Source organism: Micromonospora sp. WMMD734, assembly GCF_049178975.1.
GTDB lineage: Bacteria > Actinomycetota > Actinomycetes > Mycobacteriales > Micromonosporaceae > Micromonospora > Micromonospora wenchangensis.
Genome location: NZ_JBMHMK010000001.1, coordinates 1888439 through 1914066, shown reverse-complemented (window position 1 = coordinate 1914066; position 25628 = coordinate 1888439). Strand labels below are relative to the sequence as shown.

Below are 25628 nucleotides of genomic sequence, written 5' to 3'. Positions count from 1 at the left end.
GGCCGGTGAACGAGATCGATCAGGTTGAACACTCAGGTCAGGTCGTCGAGGAGCCGGGCGACGTGCTGGCGGATCTCGTCGCGGACCTCGCGGACGACGGACAGCGGCTGGCCGGCGGGGTCGGTGAGTTTCCAGTCCTCATAGCGTGTGCCGGGGAAGACGGGGCAGGTGTCGCCGCAGCCCATGGTGACGATCACGTCGCTGGCCTCGGCGGTGTCCCAGTCGAGGATCTTCGGCTGTTCACCCGCGATGTCGATGCCGACCTCGCGCATGGCTTCGACCGCGACGGGGTTGACGTGTTCGGCGGGTGCGGAGCCGGCGGAGCGGACCTCGACGGCGTCCCCGGCGAGGTGGCGCAGCCACCCGGCGGCCATCTGGGAACGGCCGGCGTTGTGGACGCAGACGAACAGCACCGACGGCGTGGTGTGCCGGGCGGGGGTGCTCATGGGTGGACCTCTTCCGGTGCGGCGGCGGTCAGGTGACGGTGGGACTGCGGCGTTCGATGAGGACGACGTCGCGCCACCGGTCGTGGTGGCGGCCGAGGCGTTCGCGGACGCCGATGGTGCGGAAGCCGCAGGAATGGTGCAGGGCGAGGCTGGCGGTGTTCTCGGGAAAGACCCCGGACTGGATGGTCCAGATGCCCGCCTGCTCGGTGGAGTCGATCAGCCGGTGCAGCAGGAGCCGGCCGACGCCTCGGCCCCGGGCGTCGGGGTGGACGTAGACGGAGTGCTCCACGACCCCGGCGTACACGCACCGGTCGGACACCGGGGTGCACGCGACCCAGCCGAGCACGCGGCCGGCAGCCGTGTGGTCGACGGCGACCCAGCGGTGTCCGGGCAGGCGGGTGGCGGTGAACCGGGCCCAGGTGGGTGGTTCGGTCTCGAAGGTGGCGTCGCCGGTGGCGATCCCGTGCCGGTAGATGTCGAGCACCGCCGGGGCGTGCTCGTCGGTCATCGGCACGAGATCGGGTCGGGGCGACCGGACGCCGGTCATGAGGCGGCCCGTTCCGGCTGCGCCGGTGCCAGCTCGACCGCCGCCCCGTCCCGCTGTCGGACGGTCGGATACCACCAGGTGATCGCGGCGAGCGCGACCCCGACGGCGGCGAGTTGCGCGGCGACGAACCCAGCCGCCGAGGTGGGGGCGATGCCGGCGAACGTGTCGGTGAACATGCGGCCGATCGTGACGGCCGGGTTGGCGAACGAGGTGGAGGCGGTGAACCAGTACGCGCCGCCGATCCACGCCCCGACCGCCGCCGGGGCGACCGCGGTCCGGCGGGAACGGGTGAGGGCGGCGATCAGCAGCAGGAGCCCGGCGGTCGCGACGACCTCGGCCAACCACAGTCCGCCCCCGTCCCGCCGGTGGGTGGAGACCGTGACGGCGGGCAACCCGAACATCAGGTGCGCGAGGACCGTGCCGCCGACCGCACCGAGCGCCTGCGCCACGACGTACGCGCCGAGGTCACGGGTCGACAGACCGGCTCCCGTACGGCGGGCCTGCCACCAGTCGGCGAGCGACACGACGGGGTTGAGGTGGGCGCCGGACACCGGGCCGAAGATGAGGATCAACGCGCCGAGGGCGAATGCGGTGGCGATGCTGTTCTCCAGCAGTTGCAGCCCCACGTCGCCCGGTGACAGGCGGGTGGCGGCGATCCCGGAGCCGACCACGGCGGTGACGAGCAGGCCGGTGCCGACCAGTTCCGCCGACGCCCGACGCAGCACGGCGTGCGGCGGGTCGGGCGTCACCGGGTCGGCCCGGTCGGAGCGGCGGCGGCCGAGACGTCCAGGAGCTGGGACAGGACGGCGAGGCGGGCCGGGACGATCCAGTAGTAGACCCAGGTGCCCCGGCGCTGGCAGTCGATCAACCCGGCCTCGCGCAGCACCTTCAGGTGGTGGGAGATCGTCGGGCCGGTCAGGGTGAACGCGTCGGTCAGCTCGCACACGCACACCTCGCCGCCGGCCCGTGCGGCGATCAGGGACAGCAGCCGCAGCCGTACCGGGTCGCCGAGGGCCTTGAAGCCGCGCGCCAGACCGGCGGCGGCGTCCTCCGTCAGGGCCTCGGTGACCATCGGCGCGCAGCAGGCCGACGGGTCGGCGAGGACTGGCAGCTCTTGTCTCGACACCCGTCTAGTTTGACAAGCATCGAACCAGAGTGCAATTCTCTGCCTAGACAGTTATCTAAACAACAGGAGGTGTGGGATGTCCCGCGTCCAGCTCGCCCTGCGCGTCGCCGACCTGGAAGGGTCGATCGCGTTCTACTCGAAGCTGTTCGGCACCGAGCCGGCCAAGCGGCGACCCGGCTACGCCAACTTCGCCATCGAGCAGCCCCCACTCAAGCTGGTCCTGCTCGAAGGCGACCCGGACCAGGCCACCGCGCTCGACCACCTGGGGGTCGAGGTGTTCGACGGCGCGCAGGTCACCGCCGCCACCGACCGGCTCACCGAGGCCGGGCTGATCACCCTGACCGAGAACGACACCTCCTGCTGCTACGCCGTGCAGGACAAGGTCTGGGTTCGTGGACCCGGCGACGAGCGCTGGGAGGTGTACGTGGTCAAGGGCGACTCCGACCAGTACGGCACCTCCGCGCCGACCCCGCCCGCAGCCGCCGACGAACGCGTGTGCTGCGAAACCACGTCCGGCAGCTGACGCCTGGGCGCTACACCGGGGGCGGGGTGAGCCAGCCGAGGGGTTGACCAGCTCGTCGGCGTCGCGGGCGACGACGGCCTCCGGTGTCTGGCCCGCTTCGTACTCGGCGACGGCGGCGGCGACCAGGTCGACGACGGCCGGCGGGCAGGCGGTGACCGTGGTGTTGGGTGCGGCGGTGAGGTAGCGCCTGGCGATGGCGGGATATCGGTGATCCGGGTTTCCTGGGTGTCATGCAGGACGCACAGCATCGACACCCGGGCCGGGTCGGCACCTTCCCTGGCGGCGAGCATCATCCCGATCAGCGCGGTCCGGAACGAGTGGTCGGCGATGGATTCGGGTTCTTTGACGCCGGCGAACCACCACCCGGTGCGGGCGGCGCGCTTGAGTACCCCGGCCTTCGAAGATGAAGCGCATGACTCCGGCGGCGTGGTGGTCGTCGTTCATCTACCCGTACCTGTGCCGGTGACTCCGTCTACTCGCAGGCTGTCGACGACAGAGGTTGCTCTTCGGCTGCTTGCGGGGATTCTCTCGATCGATCCAGATCATTCGTTCGGGACGTGATCCGCAGAGGCCGATCTGCAGGGTCAGCGCCTACGTTCTGGCCAAGTGGCCCATGCAGCAGCGGAGGCGCAGAGCATGAGGCAGACAAATAGACAACTCAACGCACCACAGAGCACCATGGCCCCAGCCCCGATGCCTTCCATGAGCGTCAGCGTAGGCGCTCAGCCAGCCGTACTCCCAGCATGCCCGGTGCAGCGATCAACACCGATCAGGTTTGGTGCGCTCGACGGAACGAACAGCCCCCATGGAACATCCGGAAATTGCAGGTAGGGGCGCTCGGCGCGCGATGTGTCGGGGTACCGTCTGACGAGATGGCAGCCGGTTGCGGCTGCCTGGGACTCGTGATCTTGGAGTGGCGCTATGGCCTCGTCCGTCGATCCGCGCTTCGGCGCAGCTCTCCGTGAGTTTCGGCAGCGGCGAGGGTTGTCACTTCGTCTCCTGGGACAGCTTGCTCATCGGAGCAAGAGTCATCTGCACGAGTTGGAGGCGGCGCTCAAGGCTCCGACAGTCGACACGGCACAACACCTGGACCGTGTTCTTGACGCGGGGGGTGTGCTTGCTCGGTTGGCGGATGCGCCAGTCGACCATGCGGCCGAGGCCGGTGAGCTGCGAGCGAGGGTTGCTGCCAGCGATGTCACCGGGGACATGCTCGATCGGATCGAGCAGGGCGTTGACGATTTGGCCAGTTTCTATCCGACGATGGCTCCGGCCGATCTCTTGCCGTTGGTGCGGCGGCATCTTTCTTACGTGGGGCGGCTGCTGGACGGACGGGTGACGCTCGCGCAGCAGCGGCGGTTGTTGGTTGCCGGTGCCTGGTTGGCGGTACTGCGGGCGACGGTTCACATCGACCTGCGGCAGCGGACTGCTGCGGTCGCGCACCTACGAGCTGCTCGTGATCTTGCCGAGCATGCTGGGCATGGCGAGATCCAGGCTTGGTGTTTCGAAACCCGAGCCTGGGACGTGTTGACCCATGGTGACTACCGGGTGGCACTCGATCTCTCCCGACAAGCGCAGCGGATCGCCCCGAAGGGGAGCTCCGCCCGCATTCAGGCGACTGCCCAGGAGGCTCGTGCGTGGGCGAGGATCGGAGACATCGGTGCGACCCGGCGCGCGTTGGACCGGGTGGAGCGGCTGACGGCGAATCTGCCCGTTCCTGAGCGGGCCGAGCACCACTATCGCTACGACCCCGCCAAGGCCGCCGCCTACACGGCCACGACGTTGGCGTGGGCGGGTGACCCCGGTGCCGAGCAGGTGGCGCGGGCGGTGCTGACCGAGTTGGACCCGCACGGCGACGGTGGAGCACGGCCCCGCCGGTCGGCGTCGGCCCGCCTCGACCTCGGTCTCGCCCTGGTCGCCGCCGGCCAGCCGGACGAGGCGGCTGCGCTGGGCGCGCAGGCGGTGACGTCGGGACGGGTGGTGCCGTCGAACTGGTGGCGGGCTGCGGAGTTGTTGGTCAAGGTAGAGCAGTCGGGAGCACCAGAGGCGGCAACATTGCGTGACGCGTGCCTGGAATACGCACCCAGGCGGTAGCCGCCAGCGGACAGAACACCCGGTTAGCGGACGCTCACCTTCTGGATCGGCGGCAAGCTGGGCATAACGCTGAACCTCACTGAAGCCGGACGCGGGACGAGGCACATCAACAGATGTCCTCCGCGTCCTGACGACGGAGGGTCGGCAACATGACGATGAGTATCGGACTTCGGCGATGGCGGCGCATCTGCCGGTGTGGAGCCGACCTGCCCTGCCATGCCCGGCACCGGCTTCCGATCGAGCACGGCCACCGGCCCGGGGACGGTGAGCGGTGACCAGCAGTGCGGAGCAGATGGTCCTCCCGGTTCACCCTCACGGGCTCGACGGCTCGTGCGTCGGGTGCCGGGTGCGATGGGCGCGGTTGTCCCCGCACCCGTGCTGGCAGGTGGAGTGGGCGACCAGCCGGCAGGCCCGCGCGAGCGGATGGCCGAGCGGGGCGGCATCAAGGGGCGACGAGGAGAGCTGCGGCCCGCTGGTCGAGTTGCTTCGCGAACGCAGGCAGGCGTGGGCCGAAGCTGCTGAGCCGGGTACGTATGTTCTTCACGGCCACGGTGGCCCGGCCGGACCGGACGCCGACCATCGAATCAAGAGCGTCGTTCCAACTCTCGGTCGCCTCACGGAGCCGTCCGCGGACACATTGGACGTCGGCGAGGTTGGCCAACGTCAGGGTGTGGATCCGCCGGTACGCGTCGGTATCGCGGGTGGCGACCGAGCGGCGCAGCTCGGTTTCCGCAGCGGGAAGGTCACCCAGGTCGCGAAGCGCCTGGCCTGCCTGACTCGCCAGCGAGGTCGTGGTGAAACCGCTGGTCTGAATCCAGGTCGGCTCGTCGCCCGGGGCCGCCTTCGCGAGGTGGACCTCGGCGGCCCGAAGCGCCGCCGACGTCTTGGCCCGGTCGCCCGTCGCGGCGTGCCCCCGGGCGGTGAGAACGGTGAAGAGCGCGGTCGCCGCCGGGGTCGCCCTTCCCCTCGACCAGGCGAGGGCCGAGGTGGCGAGTTGCAACGCCTCCGCACCGTGTCCCAGGTCGACAGCCTGATGCGCCATCGCCCGAAGCGTGAAACCGGCCAACGCCCGATCGTCCGCCTCGTTGGCCAGCCGCAGCGACTGGAGGTAGTACCGCTGGGCCACCCCGTGCAGGGACGAATCGAACGCCTTCCAGCCCGCAAGATAGGTCAACTCGGCGGCGGCACTGAACATGGCCCGACGATCCTGGTCGGACGCGAAGGTGCCCTGGAGGTAGCCGGCCACGTCGGAGGTGAGGTACTGGACCACGGCGAGCCGCGCATGCCCGCCGCCGAACCGCTCGTCGGCCCTGCTGAACACCGCGAGCATGTCGCGCACGGCGTCGATCTCGCGGCGGCCCACCGCCGCGCCCCCGCCCCGCGCCCGTCGACCCCGCTCCGCGATGTCCTCCCAGGAGTCCAGCGGGACGGCAAGCGCAGCCAGTGAGTACAGGGCGGTGAATCCGAACGCCCGTCGTTCCACGTCGGCTCTCCCGAGCGTCAGGAGATCAGTGGCCGGGTCGCGCCTCCACCAATCCAGGCCGGTCAGATCAGGTTCCAGGCTATCGCCGACGACAAGCCCGAGATCGGCCGGACCGACGATCCGGCCCAACCGACGGGAGAACGCTTCGGCCAGGTAGCGGGAGGTCATCTCGGTGGGCTTCACTCCGGCGATCCAGTGCCCCACGTGGGAACGGTCACAGGACGGGAGCGCGCCACCGTTCTCCAGCGCGACGGCACGTACCGCTGCCGCACAGGCGTCGTACGACCACCGGCACTCGCGAACGAGCGCCAGCAGTCTTTCGTTTCGTCGCCGTAATGCCATCGGTGGCCTTCCCCGTTGCACTGCGTTCCACGCGTTCAACACCAACGCTGCCCGGCGCGGCTTCCGAGCACCCCGGCATCACCGTTAACTGCGAGTAGACCCTAGGGGACAGAGAGTGACAGGCGCAATGGTCACCCCACCTCCCGACCGGCGCGGCAGAAAGTGAGAGCGCAGATGATGTCCCAGGCCCTGTCGGTCCTTTTCGGGGGGTTGGTGCCGGGCTTCCTGCTCGGGTTGCTCGCGTTCCGGGTCAAGTCCCGGTGGTGTCCCCGCTGCGGCGGGTCCACCCACACCACGCCCGTGTCGGGGCACGACCGGTGACCGGTCCCGGCCGGCAGCGCACCGGAAACGAGCCGGCGATCGGCCGCCGGATGGCCGAGCTACGGGCGCGGCGGGGCATGAGCCAGCAGGTCTTCGCCGACCGGATCGGCAAGTCGAAGAGCTGGGTCGACAAGGTCGAACGGGGGGTGCGTACCCTCGACCGGCTCTCCGTCATCGACACCGTGGCCGGCGCGCTCGGCGTCGCACCGCAACTCCTGCTCGCCGGGCGGACGCCGCCGGCACCGGTCACCGACGTCGGTGCCGCCGTGGAACGGGTCAGGTCGGCGCTGGCCCGCCACGACCCACCGGCGTCCACCCCGGCCGGACCGCTGCTGCGGCAGCTCGACGACCAGGCCGGGTACGCCTGGGCGGCGTACCGCAACGGACAGCACCCCCAGGTGCTGCGGATGCTGCCCGACCTGCTCGCCGACAGCCGGCACGCCGGCCACACCGGCCCGATGGACCCGCCCGTCCTCGACCTGCTGGTGCGAGTGCACCGGCTCACCGCCCAGACGCTGGTCAAGCTCGGCGACGCCCACCTGGCCTGGCTGGCCGCCGACCGGGCCATGATCACCGCCACCCGTGGTGACCAGGTGCGGATCGGTCGCGCGGCGGTGACCCTGGCGCAGGTGCTCCGGGCGCTGCGGCGGGGCCGGCTGGCCAGGACCGCCGCGCTCACCGCCGTACGCCAGCTCGACCCGGCGGCGGCGCAGGGCGACCCGCCGGCGCTGGCCCTGACCGGGGCGCTGCTGATCGAAGCCGCCCTCGCCGCCGCCAGCTACGGCGACGCCGCCACCGCCCACGACCTGACCGAGCGCGCCGCCCTGCTCGCCACCGCCGACGAGCCGCCCGACCCGGACGGCATCACGTTCGGCCCGACCAGCGTCGACCTCGCCCGCGCCCTGGTCGCCACCCAGCTCGGCGACCACCACCGGGCCGTCGACCTGCACCGCCGGGCCACCGGACACGACGGCTGGCGACAGCTCCCCGCCGAACACCGCGCCGCCCACCTCATCGACATCACCCGCAGCCACCTCGACCTGGGCGACCCCGACGCCGCCGGGCGGGCCCTGCTCACCGCCGACCGGACCGCCCCCGGTGAGACCCGCACCCGCCCCGCCGCCCGCGCCGCCCTGACCGCCGTGCTCCGCGCGGGCCCCACCCCGGCAGACGTCGCCCGCCTCGCCGCCACCATCGGGCTGGCCCGCCCCTGACCGGGGCGGGCCACGGAGCCGGGCCCGCCCCGGGCGGGCGTGCCGGGCCGCGACCGTCCGGGGTCACGACCCCAGGTGGACGGCCCGGCGGCCCGCTCACCTCACCACACGCTGGCCTGGTCGATGCCGCTCACATCCATGATCCAGTCGTAGATGTAATTGATCTGTAGCGCCCACGCCAGGTTCACCTCGTCACCGGCGATGACGATGCCGAAGATCCGACCGTCGTAGTAGAGGCCCGCTCCGGAATCTCCTGCACCGATCACCCCGGTTCCGATGTTGCCCAGCTCATAGGCAGAGTTGCCGGCACCCACATAGGGGTGGTGCATGGAGTTGTTCCGCACCGTCATCGAGCAGATCCGCAGCTCGTCGGCAGGGGTGGTCCCGCCGCGAGTCGTGGTACCCCAACCGCTGATCGCGACGTTGAAGTTTCTCGGGACAAGGCCCAGCCCGTACCCCACGATGAGCTGGTTGGCGTTCGGGACGTTGTTCCAGAGGTTGAGCAGCATCGCGTCGTACTGGGGGTTTTTGTAGATCCCGGCGATCCGCATGATGTTACCCAGGAACAACTCGCGATCGCCCGCGACGACAAAGCCGTTGTTGACGTTGCCGCCGAAGTTGTCGAAACAGTGCCGCGCCGTGAGCACCCAGTTGGGGGCGATCAGCGTCCCGGTACACCTGTACTTGACGTCGACGAAGATCTGCACCTGTCCACGCAGGTGACCGGCGGCCGACCCCCCGATGATCGCCGAGGCCGGCTGGGGAACGGCGAGGGCACCGCCGAGGAGGGTCAGGGACAGCATGGCCGCGAGGGCCACCCGCCGCAGTGCCGATGGCTTACGCACAATGGTCTCCGTTCAGGACACGTACCCGATTGCCTGCTGACGCTGCGGCAGCAGACGGCCGGCCGGGACGGGCAGAGCGAGCGACCCGCCCTGCCCGCGGACCCCACGGGTTCCCCGGAACCGGCCGCCCTGATCATGCTGACCAGATCCACATTGAACGATCCCGCCTGCTGCCGACACATGGTGGCGCAGGCGCTACTCCGGGAACTCCAGCCTGGAGGATCGACAGGGAGGGCACCGTGTGGTAGACGATCAGTCAGGGCCGGGACGTCGGCCGGCGTCGGACGCCGCCGCTGCGGTGTGGGCGTCCGGGCGCACGGGTCACCGTTACCGTTGACCGGTGGTCGGCAATCGAGAGACGTTCCGGGACGAGCTGGTCGCCTGCGGGTTTCCGCCGCTGGTCAACAGGCTGGCCGGGGCCGGCTTCCAGGGCCGGGTAGCCACCCGCGACCTCGGGCCGCTGCGGCTGGTCTGCCTCGACACGCCCGCGAGCGCGTGTGTCGGGCGGGAACGCGACGCCTCCGACGGCGGGAACCTGGCGGTCAAGGTGATGACCCGGGGTCGGACGCGGATCGAGCAGGGGCGGGGCACCGCCGAACTCGGGCCGGCCGACCTGGTGCTGCTCGATCCGACGCGCGCTCTCCGGTTCGAGAGCACCGCCTCGGCGCACGTCACCATCCTGGTTCCACGCCGGGAGCTGCGGATGCGGCCCGCGCAGATCGACCGGCTCGTCGGCGTACGCATCGACGGCAGTCACGGTCCGGGCGCTCTCGTGTCGGTGCTGGCCCGGGAGTCGGCGCGGTCGGCGACCGGGCTACGCGAGGCGGCGGCGCTGCGGTCGGCGGCGGCCGTCGTCGAGCTGATCGCGGTCGCGCTGGAGGCCGCGCTGGGCGACGAGCAACCGGCCCCGGACGAGCGGCTGCGGAACCGGATCGCCGGCTACATCGAGGCCCGGCTGGCCGATCCCGGCCTGTCCCCGCCCGGCATCGCCGCCGCCCACCACATCTCCGTACGACGGCTGCACAAGCTCTTCGAGGACCAGCCACTCACCGTCGCGGCCCTGATCCGCCGTCGCCGCCTGGAGCGCTGCCGGGCCGAGCTGGCCGCAGGCGGACGTACGGTCACCGCCGTGGCCGCCCGGTGGGGATTCTCCGACCCCACCCACTTCAGCAAGCTCTTCACGACCACGTACGGCTACAACGCCCGCGCGCTGATCGCCAACAACCGTGCACGGACCACCAAGACGCGCACCGCCGGACCGGAACAGGATGGTGGTCACCAAGGTCGGCAGTAGCGATGGGAGGAAGTCGTGGCGAAGGTGAACATCGTCCGCCCCGGTGAGGGCGAGATCCTCGGCAGCGGGGCGCAGCAGATCCGGATCCTGGAGAACGGCGAGCACACCGAGCACCGGCTGGGATTCGCCGAGGTCACCATCCCGCCGGGCACCCCGAGCCCGTTGCAGCACCGCCACGCCCAGCACGACGAGGGCTTCTACGTGCTGGCGGGAACGTTCCGGTTCACCGTCGGCGAGGACCAGTACGACGCCGGGCCGGGCACCTGGGTCATCGTGCCGACCGGAGCGCCGCACACGTTCGCCAACGTCGGCGAGGGGAACGCGGTCATGCTGAACACGTTCACCCCGGACCTGTACGTGCAGTACTTCCGCGACTTCAAGGCCATGATCGATTCCGGGCGGCCGGTCAACGCCGAGACCATGGCACCGCTGTGGAAGACCTACGCCACCGAGATCTCGACCGAGTACGCCTCGTGAAGCGCACCCGGCCCGACCACCCCGGTGGCCCGTGCCCCGACCAGGATTCGAACCTGGGCTCTCCGGTTTCGTAGACCGGCGCGCTGTCCGCTGCGCCACCGGGGCTCACGGCCGACGCCCGGGGGCGTCGGCCGGTCTAACCCTTCACACACACCACCTGCTTGAGGTGGGCCACCACCTCGACCAGGTCGTCCTGCTGGGCCATCACCTCGGTGATGTCCTTGTACGCGCCGGGGATCTCGTCGACCACCCCGGCGTCCTTGCGGCACTCCACCCCGGCGGTCTGCCGCACCAGGTCGGCGGTGTCGTACGTCCGCTTCGCCTGCGCCCGCGACATCCGCCGGCCGGCCCCGTGCGACGCCGAGCAGTACGCGTCCGGGTTCCCCCGGCCCCGCACGATGTACGACCCGGTGCCCATCGACCCCGGGATGATGCCCAGGTCCCCCCGACCAGCCCGGATCGCCCCCTTGCGGGTCACCAGCACGTCCACCCCGTCGTAGTGCTCCTCCGCCACGTAGTTGTGGTGGCAGGAGATCGGCTCCCCGTAGCTGACCTGCGGGAAGGCGTCCCGCACCACGCCGCAGAGCAGGGCCAGCATGACCGCCCGGTTGCGCCGCGCGTACTCCTGCGCCCACCACAGGTCCCGCCGGTAGGCGTCCATCTCCGGGGTGCCGGCGAGGAACACCGCCAGGTCCCGGTCGGGCAGGTCGGCGTTGTGCGGCAGGGCGCGGGCCACCCCGATGTGCCGCTCGGCCAGCTCCTTACCGATGTTGCGGGAACCGGAGTGCAGCATCAGCCAGACCTGCCCGGCGTCCGGGCCGTCCTGCTCGACGCAGACCTCGATGAAGTGGTTGCCCCCACCGAGGGTGCCGAGCTGGTGCCGGGCCCGGCTCTCCAGCTGCGCCACCCGGCGGTCCAGGGTGGCGAACCGGGCCCAGAAGTCGTCCCAGCCGCGCTGCTCCAGGCCCCGCACCCGACGCGGGTCGACCGGGTCGTCCCGCTTGGCGAAGCCGACCGGCACGACCGCCTCGATCGCCGACCGCAGCGGCGCGAGGTCGTCGGGCAGGTCGGCGGCGGTGAGCGAGGTGCGGACCGCGCTCATCCCGCAGCCGATGTCCACCCCGACGGCGGCCGGCGAGACGGCCTGCCGCATCGCGATCACCGAGCCGACGGTGGCGCCCTTGCCGAAGTGCACGTCCGGCATCACGGCGACGCCCTGCACCCAGGGCAGCGCGCCGATGTTGCGCAACTGCTGCGCGGCCTGCGGCTCGATGCCGTACGGGTCGGTCCAGACCCGTACCGGCGCCTTCGTGCCCGGCAGCGGGGTGAATGCCATGGTCGTTCTCCTCGTTCGTGGGAGCAGGGGTGACAGGATTCGAACCTGCGACCGTCGGGTTTTGGAATCCGGTGCTCTACCCGTTGAGCTACACCCCTCGGCGGGTGTCGGGGATCGAAAAAGCCGCCCGGTCCCCTGGTGGGGTGGGCGGCTGCGCAGGTCGCGCCGGCGCTATCCGCGCCGCCACCCCGATCGCCACCGACAACCCCGGGCCCGTTCGCCGGCTGGCAACAGCACGCCGCCGCGCGGTGTGAACCGCGTGGTCCCGGTGCTGAGGTACGGCGACACGGTGTGCTCCCCGGTTGGTCGGTGTTGGCGTCGACGTCGAACCTAGGCGGACGCCCGCACCGCCGCAAACGGATATCCGGCCCCTGACGGTCCGGCTATCGGGGCTCGCACATGGTGGACAGCACGTCGAGCCAGGTGCTGCCCACGATGGCGACCGGGTAGCGGGCCTCCCTGACCTGCCCGTCGGCGGTCTGCACGGAGAACCGGACCGGCAGCGGCTCCGCTGCGGGTGCCTCCCCGCACTGGAACAGCACCACCACGCCGATCCAGCCGGTGCCGCCGGGCCGGATCAGCCGGGTCCGGCCGAGATCCCGGACGAGCACGGTGGGACTCTCCGCCCGGACCGACCGGACCGTGACCGGGGCCGGCCCAGCGTTGACCACGGCCAGCGACCCCTCGATCCGGGCCCGGCCGTCGGAGTTCGTGCCGCCGCCCTCCGTTCCGGCGGGAATGGCCACCAGCGCGACTGCCGCGTCCCGCTCCTGTCGGGCGCGTGCCTCCTGTGCCCGGTCGACGCCCCAACCGCCCAGCACGGCACCGGCCGCGAAGGCGGCCACCAGACCGAGGATGATCCGGGGTCGGACGGTGTGCCGGGCGCGGCCGGTGGTCGGCCCGGCGGATTCGTGCCGGTGCGCGTCCAGGTCGATCACGGCATCGTCGGCGGACATGGCGACAGCCTAGGGTTTCCCCCGGCGGCGCAGGCGTGTCCGCTCCGGCCGTCACACGGTACGGTCCATGGACATGGCATTGATGCGGTGCGACTTCGACTCCGAGGCGCTGGGCATGAGCACGTCGATGACGGTGATCCTGCCGCAACCCGACCCGGCGGAGCCGGTTGACGCCGACCCGCCGGTGCTCTACCTGCTGCACGGGCTCAGCGACGACGACACCGCCTGGACCCGTCAGACCTCCATCGAACGCTACGTGTCGGCCCTGGGTCTGGCCGTGGTGATGCCCCAGGCGGGACGCAGCTTCTATGCCGACGAGAAGCACGGCAACCGGTACTGGACGTTCCTCACCGACGAACTGCCCCGGGTCTGCCGGTCGTTCTTCCGGCTCTCCGACCGCCGGGAGGACACCTTCGTCGCCGGGCTGTCGATGGGCGGCTACGGCGCGGTGAAGTGGGCGCTGCGGCAGCCGGAACGGTTCGCCGCCGCGGCCAGCCTGTCCGGGGCGCTCAACGTCGCCCACCGCCGGCACGCCCCGGACCGTCCGCTCGACCCGGACGTCTGGCACACCGTCTGGGGCGACGCCCCGACGGCCGGCCCCGACGACGACACCGTGGCGCTGGTCGGCCGGGCCGGGCCCGACACTCCCCCGCTCTATGTCGCCTGCGGCACCGAGGACTTCCTCTACGACGACAACGTGCGCTTCGTCGCCGCCGCCCGGGACCGGGGCGTGCCGGTGACCGTGGACTTCTCCCCCGGCGACCACGACTGGCCGTACTGGGACGCCACGATCCGCGACGTGCTGGCCTGGCTGCCGCTGCGCACCCGGCCGGCCGCCGGCTGAGCGGCCGGGGCGGGCACGGCCGGGTCGGCGGGTCAGACGCCCACGCTGCCGTCGACGGCCTCCCGCAGCAGGTCGGCGTGGCCGTTGTGCCGGGCGTACTCGTGCATCATGTGCAGCATCACCAGGCGCAGCGACACGTCCTCGCCCCAACGCGCCTGGTGGCCGGTGACGTCGAGCGAGGCCGCCGCCCGCTCGATCCGCCGGGAGTGCTCCACCTCCCGCTGCCACGCCGCGAACGCCTCCGCCCCGGTCGACCCGCTCGGGTCGTACGCCTGCTGGTAGTCGCCGTCCGCCGACCAGAGCAGCGGGACGTCCTGCGCGTCGATCACCCGCCGGAACCAGGCACGCTCCACCTCGGCGAGGTGCCGCAGCAGGCCGAGCAGGGTCAGGTCGGACGTCGGCACCGCCCGCTGGCGCAACTCGTCGTCGGTCAGCCCCTCGCACTTCATCGCGAGGGTGGCCCGGTGGAAGTCGAGGAAGGCACGCAGCGTCTCCCGTTCCCCCGCGCGCAGCGGCGGGCCGATCCGTTCGGTGGTCATGTCGAAGGTCCTCCGGGGACGGGGCCGCCCGGGGTGGGCCGGCCGGGAGCCGTCGGGCAGCCTAGCGGTCCGCTGCCGCCGACCCACCGGAGTTTCACCGGCCGGCGGTGGACCGCCCCGGAGGCGGCGACCGGGCCGGTCAGCGGGGCAGGGACGCGCGGGCCACCGGGAAGTCGAAGTAGGTGTCGGGGTAGGGCTCGTCGGCGTACCGGTAGTGCCACCACTCCCGGTCGTAGTTGACGAAACCCTCCTGCGTCATCAGGCGTTCCAGCAGCTGCCGGTTGGTCCGGGCAGCACCGGTGACCCGGGTGTCGGCGGTGTGCGCCAGCGGGTCGAAGCAGTCGAATCCGGTGCCCATGTCGAGGCTGCCGTCGGCGAACCGCCGGTCGGCCGGGTCGGTGCAGGCCACCAGCGGCTGACCCGGGGCGTACGAGGCGCGGGGCGGGGCCGGGCGGGGCTCCAGGGTCAGGTCGAGGGTGCTGCCCCGGCTGTGCGCGGTGGGCGCGCCCAGGTAGCCGTCGGCGAACAGCCTCGACTTGGCCACCCGGGGATAGAACTCCGCCTTCGTCTGCTGCGCGGCGGGGTCCTTCGCCCAGCGGACGAACTCGTCGGCGGCGCGCTGCGGCCGGTAGCAGTCGTACACCCGCAGGCTCAGCCGTTGGGCGCGGGCGGCGTCCTGCACCCGGCGCAGCGCCTCGGCGGCGGGCCGGGTGAGCAGGCACAGCGGCTCGTCGTAGCCGTCCACCGGGCGGCCGACGAAGTTGTGCGGACCGGCGTAGCGGATGTCGACGACGATGCTCGGGTCGACCTCGGACAGCAGCACCACGTCGACGGGGGCGCGCGGCCCGCTCGGGGTGGGCACGGCGAGGCTCGGCACCGGCGCGGGCTGCGGCGGCCGGCCACAGCCCGCCGTCGCCAGCACCACCACCGCGAGCAGCAACCGCAGCGGCAGCCACCGGGGGTGGTCCGCGCCGGCGCTCACCGCTGTCGGCGTCCGTGGTGGGGTCGGTGGCGCAGCGCGAGCAACAACCCGGCGAGCCCGGCCACCACGGCGGCCAGGGAGACCGCGAGCAGCGGACGCGACCAGGGGTGACCGCCCGGGTCGAGCCGGCCCCGTCCCCCGGCGGCGGCCAGTGCGGGCGGGGTGACGGTGGCGGACACGGACGGGCCGGCGATCAGCTCGCCCGGGTTGACCAGCCGGCCGACCGCCGCGCCCCGGGGCACCCCGAACCCCCAGTCGAGCAGGGCCGCGCTCTGTTCCCAGCCCCGCCTGTCGAGGACCTCCGCGCCGAGCAGGGTGACCACCAGCCGTCGGCCGTCCCGCTCGGCGGCCCCGACATAGGTGTGCCGGGCCAGGTCGGTGTAGCCGGTCTTGCCGCCCAGTGCTCCCGGGTAGCGGTAGAGCAGCTGGTTGTCGTTCTGGATCGGGAACGCCTTCTCGCCGAGCGCCGGCTGGGCGGGGATCATCGTTTCCCGGGTGGTGTCATAGCGGCGGAAGGTGGCGTCGGCGAAGCAGGCGCGGGCGATCAGCGCCAGGTCGTAGGCGCTGGTGAACTGGCCCGGCCCGTCCAGCCCGGACGCGGTCACCGCGTGGGTCTGCAACGCGCCGAGCTGCCGGGCGTGCTCGTTCATCGCCCGTAGCCCACCGGGCAGCCCGTCGGGGCCGCCGCCGAGGCGGGCCAGCGCGTTGGCCGCCTCGTTGCCGGATTTGAGCAGCAGACCCAACCAGAGGGTCTCGATCCGGTACCGGCCGCCCTCGGCGAAGCCCACGGCGGAACTGCCCGGCTCGATGTCGAGGTCGCCGGGGGTAAGGGTGACCGTCTGGCGGGGGTCGAGCTTCGGCAGCACGGTCGCGGCGAGCAGCAGCTTCTGCACACTGGCCGGGGTGCCGTACTCGTGCGGGCCGCAGCCGCCGAGCACGTCGCCGCTGTCCAGGTCGGCGACCAGCCAGGAGGTGGCCGGCACGGCGGGCGGCCGGGATGTCCCGGCCGGTCGGACCTGCCCCGTGGTGGCCAGGGCGGGGCCGCCGACCGCGCGGGTGGCGGGGTCGGTGTGGGGTGGGACCGGTCGGGGTGGCCGGGACACCGCCGGCACCGGCGCGCACGGGCCGGTGATGACCGCCCCGGCGGCGTCCGCCGCACCGGCGGGCGCGACGACCGGCGACAGCAGCAGGGCGGCGATGACGGCGGCGGTACGTCCCCGAACTCTCACGCTGACGAAGGTAGTGACGCCCGCCCCGCCGGTCCGGCGATCCGGCGAATCCCACCCGGTGGGTGCGGACCGGCCGCTAGCATGCCGCCGGCCGACGGGAGGTGTCGACGGGGGTGGATGGGGGTAGCGGAGGGTAGACCCCGGTGAAGGAGGAGACCATGACCGACCCCCGTTACGCCCCGATCGGCCTCGCGGCCGGTGGTGACCTGGTCGACGTCGACGACGTCGACACCCGTCCCGTGGTGGGTGCGGACGACGCCCGCGCCGACGCCGCCCGGGCCGGCGCGGACGTGGACCTGTCCGACGCCACCCGCGACGGCGACGGCGTGCCGGTCGGCGCGGACGCCGACCAGGCCCGGGCGGCAGGCGAACAGAGCTGACCATCGGGCGGGGGCGGGTGACCGCCCCCGCCCGGCGGGGTACTACCCGGCCGGCCCGTCGACGGGCCGGCCGGCCTTGCCCGACGGCCTCGGGTCGCGGGGCTCAGCGACCCGGGGCCGGATCGCGCGGCTCAGTGGCCCCGGATCGCGCGGTGGATCTGCACCGGCAGGGCCGGGGCACCGTCCACCGGCGCCGGGTCCTCAGGCGTGGGCGCGATGCCACCGGCGGCGATCTTGTCCAGGGTCTTCAGCCCGGCCGCGTCGATGCTGCCGAACACGGTGTAGTTGGGGCGCAGCGCCGAGTCCGACTGGACCAGGAAGAACTGGCTGCCGTTGGTGTCCGGGCCGGCGTTGGCCATGGCGAGCGTGCCCCGGGCGTAGAGCCGGCGCACCCCGGTGGGGTCGGTCGGCGCGGGCGGCAGGTCGGTGGGCAGCTCGTCGCGGTAGCGGTAGCCCGGCCCGCCCTCACCGGTGCCGGACGGGTCGCCGCACTGGAGCACCTGCAACGTCGGGTAGGCGGTCAGCCGGTGGCAGGGCGTCCAGTCGTAGAACCGGTGCTTCGCCAGGTGCAGGAAGCTCTGCACGGTGCACGGGGCCTGCTCGCGGTCCAGGGTCAGCCCGATCGGTCCCTGGCTGGTGCGCAGGGTGACCCGGACCGTGCCCTGGTCGGGCGTCCGGCGCGGGTCCGGCGGCAGCGGCACCGGCCGGGCCGGCGGCTCGTCGGGCGTGGACGTGTACGCGCACGGCCCCTTCGTGGTCCGGGCGGCGGCCGGCCCGTCGGCGGGCGCGGCGACGGCGGCGGTGCCACCGGCGACGACCAGCGCGGCCGAGGCCAGGGCCGCCCCGACGAGGCGGGCCAGCCGGCCGTGGGGGCGCGACCCGGCGGCGGACGGTCGGGGTTCACTCGACACTGATGGTCCTCCTGGGACTCGTGATACCGGAGAGACGGCGGGTACCGGAACGACCGGAGTCTATGGAGGCTGTCACCGGTTGTCGACGCCGGCCGGTCCCGGCTCGGCGTGACCGGAGGTCCCCCGACGCAGGCGGTCCCCGTCAGTCCCAGGCGACCCGCCGCCGGACCCGGCGGCGGGAGCGCCGCCGACGGCCGACCGCGAGCAGGACGGCCAGCAGGCCGACCAGCCCGGCCGCCCCACCGACCACCGCCCCGCCGAGCCACTGCGGCGCGCCGGGCGTCGGCCGGGAGGCGGCCGGTACGGCGGCCACCCGGGCGGACGGCGTCGCCGACGGGCTGGTGGCGATCGGCTCGCCGGGTTCGACCAGCCGCCCCACCGAGGTGTCCCGGGGCAGGCCGAAGCCCCAGTCGAGCAGCCGCGCCCCCTGTTCCCAGCCGCGTACCGGGCGGGCCTCCGCACCGAGCAGGGTCACCACGAGTCGTCGACCACCGCGCTCGGCGGCCCCGACGTAGGTGTGCCGGGCGAGGTCGGTGTAGCCGGTCTTCCCGCCCAGCGCCCCCGGGTACCGGTAGATCAGCTGGTTCTCGTTCTGGATCTGGAAGCCGGGTTTGCGCAGCGCCGGCTGGGCCGGGATCTGGGTCCGTTCGGTCAGGGCGTACCGGCGGAAGGTGGGGTCGGCGAAGCAGACCCGGGCGATCAGCGCCAGGTCGTAGGCGCTGGTGAACTGGCCGGGCCCGTCCAGCCCGGACGGGGTCACCGCGTGGGTCTGCCACGCCCCGAGCCGGCGTGCCTCGGCGTTCATCTCGCGCACCCCGGCGGCGGCGCTGCCCGCGCCGAGGCGGGCCAGCAGGTTCGCCGCGTCGTTGCCGGACTGGAGCAGCAGGCCGAGCCAGGCGGTCTCGACCGGGTAGCGACCGCCGTCGAGCAGGCCGACGGCGGAACTGCCCGGCTCGATGTCCAGGTCGGCACGGGTGACCGTGGCCACCTGCTTCGGGTTCAGCTTCGGCAGCATGGTGGCGGCCAGCAGCAGCTTCTGCACGCTGGCCGGGGTGCCGTACTCGTGCGGGCCGCAGCCGCCGAGCACCGCCCCGGTGTCCAGGTCGGCGACGAGCCAGGACGTCGCGGTGACCGGCGGCGGCGCGGGCACCCCCGGCGGCACGGTCAGCCCGGGGGTGGCCAGCGCCTCGCCGCCCACCCGCTGCTGCTCGGGCACCGTCGGGGGCGGGGTGGGCCGGGGCGGTCGGGTCACCTTCGGCGTCGGCGTTTTCGGGCACGGCACGACGGCGGCGGCCGACCCGGCGCGGGCCGTGGCGCCCGCGGCGGCGGGGACGGCCGGCACACCGGTGAGGAGTACGGCCGCGACACCGGCGGCCAGGACCCGGGCTCTCATGGTGAGGCACCCTACCGAGGCGGGAACCGGGTTCCCCAGGGGGCGCGGGCCGCCCGGACCTGACCTTCGATGACCATGCGATCACCCCAGGTAGCCGGAATCGACTTCCCGGGGTCGCCCCGGAACCGCTCCCAGCCCCCTTGAGCTGGGATTTCTTCATCAGCTACGCAGAGCTATCAGAAGCTCACCGGAATTCTTGAACGATCTTCGACCGGTCCCCGTATCCATCGCCGCAAGGACGGATCGGGGTGGACGCCAGTGCCGGGCGTCGGACATCCGGTCCGCCTTGACCCCAGCCACCGTCGGGCCAACGGACGCGATGCCGTCGACGACCCGCCGGAGATCAGAGGAGAGGTACATGGCCAGGCCAATGCGGAAGAATGCCGTCCTCAAGCTCGGCGGAGTGGGCGCCCTGGCGGTGCTGCTCCTGGGTGGCGGTCTGCAACTCGCCTCCGCCGGCGAGAACACCGGCAGCACCGCCGCGCAGACCGTCAACTGCCCGACGGTACGGGACAAGCTGCCGGCGATCCCCGCGTCGGCCGCGGCCGGGGTGGAGCGGGAACTGGCCAACCTGGACGAGGAGATCGCCAGGCAGAACGAGCGGTTGGCGCAGCAGGCGGCCAACCCGCAGGGCGGCGCGAACTTCATCAACAACGCGATCCTCGGCCCGTTGAAGAGCAAGCGGGTCGCGGTGCTGGACCGCATCGAGATCAACTTCAACCGGGCCGGCGCCCAGCGGCCCAACCTGGACGCCCTGGCCACCTGCGGCCTGAACGCTCCGGGTGTGGCCAGCGCGCTGAACAATTCCGTCAAGGCTGGCAACGCCGCCACCGGCGGGAACAACACCACTGCCGCCGCCCAGACGGTGAACTGCCCGACGCCGCAGATCCCCGCCGTGCCGGCCCAGGCCGCCGCGAACGTCCAGGCCGAACTGGCCAACCTCGACAAGCAGATCAACGAGGCCAACGCCCGCCTCGCCCAGCAGGCCGCCAACCCCCAGGGCGGCGCGAACTTCATCAACAACGCCATCCTCGGCCCGCTGAAGGACAAGCGCCAGGCCGCCCTCGACCGCATCGAGATCGCCTTCAACCGCGTCGGCGCACAGCGCCCCAACCTCGACAGCTTCGCCGCCTGCGGGCTCAACGGCGCGGGTGCGGGCAACGCCGGCAACGGCAACGCCGGTGCCGGGAACGGCAACGCGGGCAACGGCAACGCCGGGAACGGGAATGCGGGCAACGGCAATGCGGGCAACGGCAACGCCGGTGCCGCCCGGACGGTGAACTGCCCGACGCCGCAGATCCCCGCCGTGCCGGCCCAGGCCGCCGCGAACGTCCAGGCCGAACTGGCCAACCTCGACAAGCAGATCAACGAGGCCAACGCCCGCCTCGCCCAGCAGGCCGCCAACCCCCAGGGCGGCGCGAACTTCATCAACAACGCCATCCTCGGCCCGCTGAAGGACAAGCGCCAGGCCGCCCTCGACCGCATCGAGATCGCCTTCAACCGCGTCGGCGCACAGCGCCCCAACCTCGACAGCTTCGCCGCCTGCGGCCTGAACTGACCCTTCGCGCACCGACGGCCCGGCGGATGATTCCGCCGGGCCGTCCGGCTGTGCACGGCATGCGCAGCGGGTTGACGCCGCCGGCCGGTTCAGCTGCCGGTGGCGTCCAGGTAGTCGTGCAGGGCTGCCGAGGCCCGCAGCCGGCGCAGGCTACGCCGGTTCAGCTCCTGCTCCCGCCTGGCGAGTTCGGCCCGGACCCGGTCCGGCCGGCCGGTGCTGCGCAGCTCGTCGAGCACCGCAGTGATGATCTCGAACGGATAGCCGCCCCGGCGCAACAGCGCCACCACCTGCGCCGCCCGCCCCTCGGCCGCGTCGTACACCCGGTAGCCGGTGCCCCGCTGGCGGTGCGGGCGGAGCAGGCCACGCTGCTCCCACAGGCGCAGCTGTGAGGTCCGCACGCCCACCTGGGCCGCCACCTCGCCGATCCGGGCGTCCCGACGCGGCACGCCGGCCGGCCGACCGGCCAGCACCGTCTCGAAGGCACCCAGCACCCGGGCGATCTCGGCCCGCTCGCGGTCCAGCTCGGCGTGCCCGGCGTCGAGCGCGGCGAGCGCCGCCGGCAGCTCGCCCCGGTGCACGGCCGCCAGCACCTCCCGGGTACGCGCCCAGCCGTGCCCCTCGGCCATCCGGCGGGCCACCGACAGGGCCCGGACGTGGCGGTCGGTGAAGATCCGGTAGCCGCTCGGGGTGCGGTCGGTCGGCGGTAGCAGCCCGTCGGCCAGATAGTTGCGCACCTGCTGGGCGGAGATGCCGGCACTGGCCGCGACGTCGACCAACCGCCACCGTCGCTGCCCCGTCACCCGGCCCTCCCCACCGCTCGCGCTCCCGCCCACCCTAGTGGTTGTCACGTGGTTTGAGACTTCTCGCCCGATAACCATGTCATCGACGCCCCAGATGCGGAAAAAGTCGCTAAAGGAGCACGAATGAGAAAATCGAAGGTATGGAGCAACCAGCGCAGTCCGCCGCCGACCAGCACGACGTGATCGAGGTACGGGGGGCCCGGGAGAACAACCTCACCGGAGTCTCCGTCGACATACCCAAGCGACGGCTCACCGTCTTCACCGGCGTCTCCGGGTCGGGGAAGTCCTCCCTGGTGTTCGGCACCGTCGCCGCCGAGTCCCGCCGCCTGATCAACGAGACCTACAGTGCCTTCCTCCAGTCGTTCATGCCGAACCTGTCCCGCCCCGACGTCGACTCGCTGCGGAACCTGACCCCGGCGATCGTGGTCGACCAGGAACGGATGGGGGCGAACTCCCGCTCCACCGTCGGCACCGCGACCGACGCGTACGCGCTGCTGCGGATCCTGTTCAGCCGGCTCGGCGAGCCGCACGTCGGCGGGGCCGGGGCGTTCAGCTTCAACCTCGCCGAGGGCATGTGCCCGACCTGCGAGGGGCTGGGCCGCGTCTCCGACCTCGACGTGTCGGCCATGGTGGACGTGGAACGCTCGCTCAACGACGGGGCGATCCTGGTGCCGAACTTCGCCGTGGATTCCTGGTACTGGCAGACGATCGTCGGGTCCGGCCTGTTCGACCCGGACGTCAAACTCCAGGACTTCACCCCGCAGCAGTGGGCGGACTTCCTGCACAAACCCGCCACGAAGATCAAGGTCGGGGCCAACAGCTGGACGTACGAGGGGCTGGCGGTGAAGGTCCGCCGGCTCTACCTGGCCAAGGACCGCGATTCCCTGCAGGCGCACATCCGCGCCTTCGTGGACCGGGCGGTCGCCTTCGCCACCTGCGCCGCCTGCGGCGGGGCCCGGCTCAACCCGGCGGCACTGTCCTCGACGATCGCCGGCCGGAACATCGCCGAGTGCGCGGCCATGCAGGTCAGCGACCTGGCCGAGTTCGTCGGCGGGATCGACGCGCCGTCGGTGGCCCCGCTGGTGGCCGACCTGCGCGACACCCTGGACTCGATGGTGGAGATCGGCCTGGGCTACCTCAGCCTGGACCGCGAGTCCGGCACCCTGTCCGGCGGCGAGGCGCAGCGGGTCAAGATGGTCCGTCACCTCGGGTCCAGCCTCTCGGACGTGACATACGTCTTCGACGAGCCGACGGTCGGGCTGCACCCGCACGACATCGCCCGGATGAACGGCCTACTGCTGCGGCTGCGCGACAAGGGCAACACGGTGCTGGTCGTCGAGCACAAGCCGGAGACGATCGCCATCGCCGACCACGTCGTCGACCTGGGTCCGGGCGCGGGCTCGGCCGGCGGGCGGATCTGCTACACCGGCGACGTCGCCGGGCTGCGCCGTTCCGACACCCTCACCGGCCGGCACCTCGACCACCGGGCCACCCTGCGTACGACGTTCCGCCGGCCCACCGGCCACCTGGCGATCCGGGGAGCCGACCTGCACAACCTGCGCGACGTCGACGTCGACCTGCCGCTGGGGGTGCTCACCGTGGTCACCGGCGTGGCCGGCTCGGGCAAGAGTTCACTGATCCACGGTTCGCTGCCCCGCCGCGACGGCGTCGTGGTCGTCGACCAGTCCCCCATCCGGGGCTCCCGGCGCAGCAACCCGGCGACCTGGACGGGCCTGCTCGACCCGATCCGCACCGCGTTCGCCCGCGCCAACGGGGTGAAGGCCGCGCTGTTCAGCGCCAACTCCGAGGGCGCCTGCCCGACCTGCAAGGGGATCGGGCTGGTCTACACCGACCTGGCGACGATGGCGGCCGTCGCCAGTGTCTGCGAGGCGTGCGAGGGACGGCGGTACACCCCCGAGGTGCTGGCCTACACGTTGCGCGGTAGGAACATCAGCGAGGTGCTCGGCATGTCGGTGACCGAGGCCCGGGAGTTCTTCCCGTCCGGCCCGGCCCGGGTGGTGCTGGACCGGCTGAGCGAGGTGGGCCTCGGCTACCTGACCCTCGGGCAGCCACTGACCACCCTGTCCGGCGGGGAACGCCAACGGCTCAAACTGGCCGTGCACATGGCGGAGAAGGCGGCCACCTACGTGCTGGACGAGCCGACCACCGGCCTGCACCTGGCCGACGTGGACCAACTGCTGGCCCTGCTGGACCGGCTGGTCGACGCCGGCAACACGGTGATCGTCATCGAGCACCACCAGGCGGTGATGGCGCACGCGGACTGGATCGTCGACCTGGGCCCCGGCGCCGGCCACGACGGCGGCCGGATCGTCTTCACCGGCACCCCCGCCGACCTGGTCGCCCGCGGTGACACCCGTACCGCCCGACACCTGCGCGAGTACGTCGCCCCGCGCTGAGCGGGGCAGTGGGTCAGCCGCCGTGGCGTGCGGTCAGTGGCTGGGGAGCCGCCGCAGCCAGGCGCGCTGCCAGGGGGTCTCGACGGCCTTCGGGTGGTAACGCTCGCGGACCCACCGGACGGCGTCGTGGGCCGGCACCCCGTCGAGGATCGCCAGCGCGGCGAGGGTGGTGCCGGTCCGGCCGATCCCACCCCGGCAGGCCGCCTCGACCCGGTCGCCGGCGTGGGCGCGGCGCAGCGCCTCACGGAACGCGTCCAGGGCGTCGGCGCGGTCGGTCGGCACCCAGAAGTCGGGCCACCGGATGCGCCGGTGCGCCCAGACCGGGGTCGGGCCCGGGGCCAGGATCAGGGCGAAGTCGGCCGGGGACACGGCGTCGGCCACCCGCCGGCCGCGTACCGTCGCGCCGCTGGGCAGGGTGATCACACCGACCGAACTGGACCAGTCCACCCCCGTGATTCTGCCCGTTACGCACACAGCGCGCCGCCCCCGGCCGGTTCGGTCGGGGGCGGCGCGTGGTCGGTGTGCGGGTCGCCTCTCGGCGCGTGGCGCGACGCGGCTCCAGCCGAACGGAACTCCGCGACGGCTATTTCAGGTGAGGCCCGGGGACACCGAACACACCGACGCCCTGCACAACGCGGCACCCCACCTACTCCTTCCCCACCCTCCAGTGACCCCCGTCACCGGCGGCCCGCCGAACCGCCGCGGTGGACGTGCCGATGGCCGGCACCCCGGGCGGGGTGCCGGCCATCGTGTCGTACGCAGGGTCAGCTGTTCCAGTGCTCGGCGACGAGGTCGGCGGCCTGCTGTTCCCACTGGGCGTAGTGGTCGGGGTAGGCGGAGACCTGGACGGTCTGGGCGGCCTTGGTCAGGGGCATGTCCTGCCAGCCGTCGACCTGCTTGAGGCCCTTGAGGAAGGCCAGGGTGGCGTATTCGGGGTCGGTGATCTGCTCCACCGTGCCCCAACCACTCGACGGGCGCTGCTGGAACAGGCCCTGGGAGTCGTGGTCGTTGCGGTCGCCGAGGTGGCCGAGGTTCTCCAGCTTCGACTCCTGCAGGGCGGTGGCGATCGACACGACCGCGGCCCGCTCGTCCATGCCGGCCTTCTTGGTGGCGGCGATGATGGCCTTGGCGTTGTTGGTCTGTTCGTCGTTGAGGTCGATGCGGGACTGGTCGCCCTGCACACCGTGCGGGATCAGCGTGTCGGCGGCCGGCTTGTCGGCCTGGACGGCGGCGACGGGGCGGGTGTCGATGGTGGGGGTGTGGTGGTTGAGCGGGCCGGCGGCCAGGCCACCGGCGACGGCGAGACCGGCGATGCCGAGAACACTCTTGCGCAGGATGGTGGTGTTCATGGGGGAAGCTCCTTCGGGGGTAGACGCCCCGTCCGGCCGGTGGAGGGCCGGGTGTGCCCGTGGGGGACGGGCGGTGTTGGGGCGTGGGCACCACGTCGGGGGCCGCTCGTGCGGGGGAAGGGAGGTTCAGGGGTTCCCGGCCGGGGTGGTTGCCGCTCGTGCCGGGGTCAGTGGTAACGACCGGGGTTCCGGGGTCATTCCCGCAGTTGGTGCGGGGGCCGGGGT

General features: G+C 72.5%; 24 protein-coding genes, 2 tRNA genes and 2 pseudogenes. 9 read left to right on the top strand and 19 right to left on the bottom strand.

Annotated elements, in window-relative coordinates; genetic code table 11:
* Positions 1-32: 32 nt before the first annotated feature.
* The 4 genes and pseudogenes from ACN267_RS07965 to ACN267_RS07950 all read right to left on the bottom strand — a co-directional run bounded on the left by ACN267_RS07965 (position 33) and on the right by ACN267_RS07950 (position 2119).
* Positions 33-446 (bottom strand): arsenate reductase ArsC, encoded by a 414-nt coding sequence (locus ACN267_RS07965; protein WP_421488302.1) that lies wholly within the window; start codon positions 444-446, stop codon positions 33-35.
* A gap of 28 nt (positions 447-474) precedes the next feature.
* Positions 475-954: a GNAT family N-acetyltransferase gene (locus tag ACN267_RS07960; RefSeq protein ID WP_204960694.1), complete on the bottom strand. Its 480-nt coding sequence runs from the start codon at positions 952-954 to the stop codon at positions 475-477.
* Between the two features lie 53 nt (positions 955-1007).
* Positions 1008-1742: pseudogene (locus ACN267_RS07955) on the bottom strand (aquaporin); the annotation flags it as partial.
* Complete coding sequence (locus ACN267_RS07950; RefSeq protein WP_421488301.1) at positions 1739-2119, bottom strand: ArsR/SmtB family transcription factor; 381 nt, start codon at positions 2117-2119, stop codon at positions 1739-1741. The gene ACN267_RS07950 and the pseudogene ACN267_RS07955, both read right to left, overlap by 4 nt.
* Positions 2120-2195: 76 nt before the next feature.
* Here ACN267_RS07950 and ACN267_RS07945 point away from each other — a divergent pair, with 76 nt between their 5' ends.
* On the top strand, positions 2196-2642 hold the full coding sequence (locus ACN267_RS07945; RefSeq protein ID WP_421488300.1) for an ArsI/CadI family heavy metal resistance metalloenzyme: 447 nt from the start codon (positions 2196-2198) through the stop codon (positions 2640-2642).
* Positions 2643-2690: 48 nt separating this feature from the next.
* Here the strand turns inward: ACN267_RS07945 and ACN267_RS07940 are convergent.
* A pseudogene (locus ACN267_RS07940) lies at positions 2691-3086 on the bottom strand (HD domain-containing protein); the annotation flags it as partial.
* Between the two features lie 477 nt (positions 3087-3563).
* Between ACN267_RS07940 and ACN267_RS07935 the strand changes: the two are divergent.
* Positions 3564-4733: a helix-turn-helix domain-containing protein gene (locus ACN267_RS07935; RefSeq protein WP_421488299.1), complete on the top strand. Its 1170-nt coding sequence runs from the start codon at positions 3564-3566 to the stop codon at positions 4731-4733.
* Positions 4734-5175: 442 nt separating this feature from the next.
* Here ACN267_RS07935 and ACN267_RS07930 read toward each other — a convergent pair whose 3' ends face one another.
* Positions 5176-6600: a Tat pathway signal protein gene (locus tag ACN267_RS07930; RefSeq protein WP_421490530.1), complete on the bottom strand. Its 1425-nt coding sequence runs from the start codon at positions 6598-6600 to the stop codon at positions 5176-5178.
* Positions 6601-6875: 275 nt separating this feature from the next.
* Between ACN267_RS07930 and ACN267_RS07925 the strand changes: the two genes are divergently transcribed.
* Positions 6876-8093 (top strand): helix-turn-helix domain-containing protein, encoded by a 1218-nt coding sequence (locus ACN267_RS07925; protein WP_421488298.1) that lies wholly within the window; start codon positions 6876-6878, stop codon positions 8091-8093.
* A 101-nt stretch (positions 8094-8194) separates the two neighbouring features.
* Here ACN267_RS07925 and ACN267_RS07920 read toward each other — a convergent pair whose 3' ends face one another.
* A complete protein-coding gene (locus tag ACN267_RS07920; RefSeq protein ID WP_421482259.1) occupies positions 8195-8938 on the bottom strand; it encodes a trypsin-like serine protease in 744 nt (247 codons plus the stop codon).
* Between the two features lie 340 nt (positions 8939-9278).
* Between ACN267_RS07920 and ACN267_RS07915 the strand changes: the two genes are divergently transcribed.
* Both ACN267_RS07915 and ACN267_RS07910 read left to right on the top strand, forming a co-directional pair.
* Positions 9279-10232: a helix-turn-helix domain-containing protein gene (locus tag ACN267_RS07915; RefSeq protein ID WP_421488297.1), complete on the top strand. Its 954-nt coding sequence runs from the start codon at positions 9279-9281 to the stop codon at positions 10230-10232.
* Between the two features lie 15 nt (positions 10233-10247).
* A complete protein-coding gene (locus tag ACN267_RS07910) occupies positions 10248-10709 on the top strand; it encodes a cupin domain-containing protein (RefSeq protein WP_421482261.1) in 462 nt (153 codons plus the stop codon).
* A gap of 32 nt (positions 10710-10741) precedes the next feature.
* On the opposite strand, the gene ACN267_RS07905 is transcribed toward ACN267_RS07910, so the two are convergent.
* The 4 genes from ACN267_RS07905 to ACN267_RS07890 form a co-directional block, all read right to left on the bottom strand.
* Positions 10742-10814 (bottom strand) — tRNA-Arg (locus ACN267_RS07905).
* 31 nt (positions 10815-10845) lie between these two features.
* Positions 10846-12045 carry an RtcB family protein gene (locus ACN267_RS07900; protein WP_421488296.1) on the bottom strand — a complete coding sequence of 400 codons (1200 nt, stop codon included), beginning with the start codon at positions 12043-12045 and terminating at the stop codon, positions 10846-10848.
* Between the two features lie 24 nt (positions 12046-12069).
* Positions 12070-12143: transfer RNA gene (locus tag ACN267_RS07895), tRNA-Trp, on the bottom strand.
* A 285-nt stretch (positions 12144-12428) separates the two neighbouring features.
* On the bottom strand, positions 12429-13001 hold the full coding sequence (locus ACN267_RS07890; RefSeq protein ID WP_281897260.1) for a hypothetical protein: 573 nt from the start codon (positions 12999-13001) through the stop codon (positions 12429-12431).
* Positions 13002-13074: 73 nt separating this feature from the next.
* Between ACN267_RS07890 and ACN267_RS07885 the strand changes: the two genes are divergently transcribed.
* The gene (locus tag ACN267_RS07885) at positions 13075-13845 is read left to right on the top strand and encodes an alpha/beta hydrolase (RefSeq protein WP_204960683.1); all 771 of its coding nucleotides are present in this window, start codon (positions 13075-13077) and stop codon (positions 13843-13845) included.
* 32 nt (positions 13846-13877) lie between these two features.
* Here the strand turns inward: ACN267_RS07885 and ACN267_RS07880 are convergent, their stop codons facing one another.
* From ACN267_RS07880 to ACN267_RS07870, 3 genes are all read right to left on the bottom strand, one after another.
* Positions 13878-14384, bottom strand: coding sequence for a DinB family protein (locus ACN267_RS07880; RefSeq protein ID WP_204960682.1), 507 nt, complete (start codon positions 14382-14384; stop codon positions 13878-13880).
* Positions 14385-14523: 139 nt separating this feature from the next.
* A complete protein-coding gene (locus ACN267_RS07875) occupies positions 14524-15366 on the bottom strand; it encodes a M15 family metallopeptidase (RefSeq protein ID WP_421488295.1) in 843 nt (280 codons plus the stop codon).
* Complete coding sequence (locus tag ACN267_RS07870) at positions 15363-16595, bottom strand: D-alanyl-D-alanine carboxypeptidase family protein (protein ID WP_421488294.1); 1233 nt, start codon at positions 16593-16595, stop codon at positions 15363-15365. Before ACN267_RS07870 ends, ACN267_RS07875 begins: the two co-directional genes overlap by 4 nt.
* 158 nt (positions 16596-16753) lie before the next feature.
* Between ACN267_RS07870 and ACN267_RS07865 the strand changes: the two genes are divergently transcribed.
* The gene (locus tag ACN267_RS07865; protein WP_281897253.1) at positions 16754-16975 is read left to right on the top strand and encodes a hypothetical protein; all 222 of its coding nucleotides are present in this window, start codon (positions 16754-16756) and stop codon (positions 16973-16975) included.
* A gap of 131 nt (positions 16976-17106) precedes the next feature.
* Here ACN267_RS07865 and ACN267_RS07860 read toward each other — a convergent pair whose 3' ends face one another.
* Both ACN267_RS07860 and ACN267_RS07855 read right to left on the bottom strand, forming a co-directional pair.
* A complete protein-coding gene (locus ACN267_RS07860; protein ID WP_307821408.1) occupies positions 17107-17886 on the bottom strand; it encodes a peptidylprolyl isomerase in 780 nt (259 codons plus the stop codon).
* 142 nt (positions 17887-18028) lie between these two features.
* On the bottom strand, positions 18029-19279 hold the full coding sequence (locus tag ACN267_RS07855) for a D-alanyl-D-alanine carboxypeptidase family protein (RefSeq protein WP_281897249.1): 1251 nt from the start codon (positions 19277-19279) through the stop codon (positions 18029-18031).
* A 358-nt stretch (positions 19280-19637) separates the two neighbouring features.
* Here ACN267_RS07855 and ACN267_RS07850 point away from each other — a divergent pair, with 358 nt between their 5' ends.
* A complete protein-coding gene (locus ACN267_RS07850) occupies positions 19638-20837 on the top strand; it encodes a hypothetical protein (protein WP_421488293.1) in 1200 nt (399 codons plus the stop codon).
* An 89-nt stretch (positions 20838-20926) separates the two neighbouring features.
* On the opposite strand, the gene ACN267_RS07845 is transcribed toward ACN267_RS07850, so the two are convergent.
* On the bottom strand, positions 20927-21637 hold the full coding sequence (locus ACN267_RS07845) for a MerR family transcriptional regulator (protein WP_204960678.1): 711 nt from the start codon (positions 21635-21637) through the stop codon (positions 20927-20929).
* A gap of 140 nt (positions 21638-21777) precedes the next feature.
* On the opposite strand from ACN267_RS07845, the gene ACN267_RS07840 reads away from it, so the two are divergent.
* Positions 21778-24054 (top strand): ATP-binding cassette domain-containing protein, encoded by a 2277-nt coding sequence (locus ACN267_RS07840; RefSeq protein ID WP_421488292.1) that lies wholly within the window; start codon positions 21778-21780, stop codon positions 24052-24054.
* A 33-nt stretch (positions 24055-24087) separates the two neighbouring features.
* Here ACN267_RS07840 and ACN267_RS07835 read toward each other — a convergent pair whose 3' ends face one another.
* Positions 24088-24501 carry a protein-tyrosine phosphatase family protein gene (locus ACN267_RS07835; RefSeq protein WP_421488291.1) on the bottom strand — a complete coding sequence of 138 codons (414 nt, stop codon included), beginning with the start codon at positions 24499-24501 and terminating at the stop codon, positions 24088-24090.
* A gap of 317 nt (positions 24502-24818) precedes the next feature.
* Positions 24819-25403 (bottom strand): hypothetical protein, encoded by a 585-nt coding sequence (locus tag ACN267_RS07830; protein ID WP_421488290.1) that lies wholly within the window; start codon positions 25401-25403, stop codon positions 24819-24821.
* Between the last annotated feature and the right edge of the window lie 225 nt (positions 25404-25628).

What these genes read in the sequence shown, in the direction of transcription:
- ACN267_RS07965 (WP_421488302.1), bottom strand. Translation starts at nt 446, where the DNA reads ATGAGCACCCCCGCCCGGCACACCACGCCGTCGGTGCTGTTCGTCTGC.
- ACN267_RS07960 (WP_204960694.1), bottom strand. Translation starts at nt 954, where the DNA reads ATGACCGACGAGCACGCCCCGGCGGTGCTCGACATCTACCGGCACGGG.
- ACN267_RS07945 (WP_421488300.1), top strand. Translation starts at nt 2,196, where the DNA reads ATGTCCCGCGTCCAGCTCGCCCTGCGCGTCGCCGACCTGGAAGGGTCG.
- ACN267_RS07935 (WP_421488299.1), top strand. Translation starts at nt 3,564, where the DNA reads ATGGCCTCGTCCGTCGATCCGCGCTTCGGCGCAGCTCTCCGTGAGTTT.
- ACN267_RS07900 (WP_421488296.1), bottom strand. Translation starts at nt 12,045, where the DNA reads ATGGCATTCACCCCGCTGCCGGGCACGAAGGCGCCGGTACGGGTCTGG.
- ACN267_RS07890 (WP_281897260.1), bottom strand. Translation starts at nt 13,001, where the DNA reads ATGTCCGCCGACGATGCCGTGATCGACCTGGACGCGCACCGGCACGAA.
- ACN267_RS07885 (WP_204960683.1), top strand. Translation starts at nt 13,075, where the DNA reads ATGGCATTGATGCGGTGCGACTTCGACTCCGAGGCGCTGGGCATGAGC.
- ACN267_RS07880 (WP_204960682.1), bottom strand. Translation starts at nt 14,384, where the DNA reads ATGACCACCGAACGGATCGGCCCGCCGCTGCGCGCGGGGGAACGGGAG.
- ACN267_RS07865 (WP_281897253.1), top strand. Translation starts at nt 16,754, where the DNA reads ATGACCGACCCCCGTTACGCCCCGATCGGCCTCGCGGCCGGTGGTGAC.
- ACN267_RS07855 (WP_281897249.1), bottom strand. Translation starts at nt 19,279, where the DNA reads ATGAGAGCCCGGGTCCTGGCCGCCGGTGTCGCGGCCGTACTCCTCACC.
- ACN267_RS07850 (WP_421488293.1), top strand. Translation starts at nt 19,638, where the DNA reads ATGGCCAGGCCAATGCGGAAGAATGCCGTCCTCAAGCTCGGCGGAGTG.
- ACN267_RS07840 (WP_421488292.1), top strand. Translation starts at nt 21,778, where the DNA reads ATGGAGCAACCAGCGCAGTCCGCCGCCGACCAGCACGACGTGATCGAG.
- ACN267_RS07830 (WP_421488290.1), bottom strand. Translation starts at nt 25,403, where the DNA reads ATGAACACCACCATCCTGCGCAAGAGTGTTCTCGGCATCGCCGGTCTC.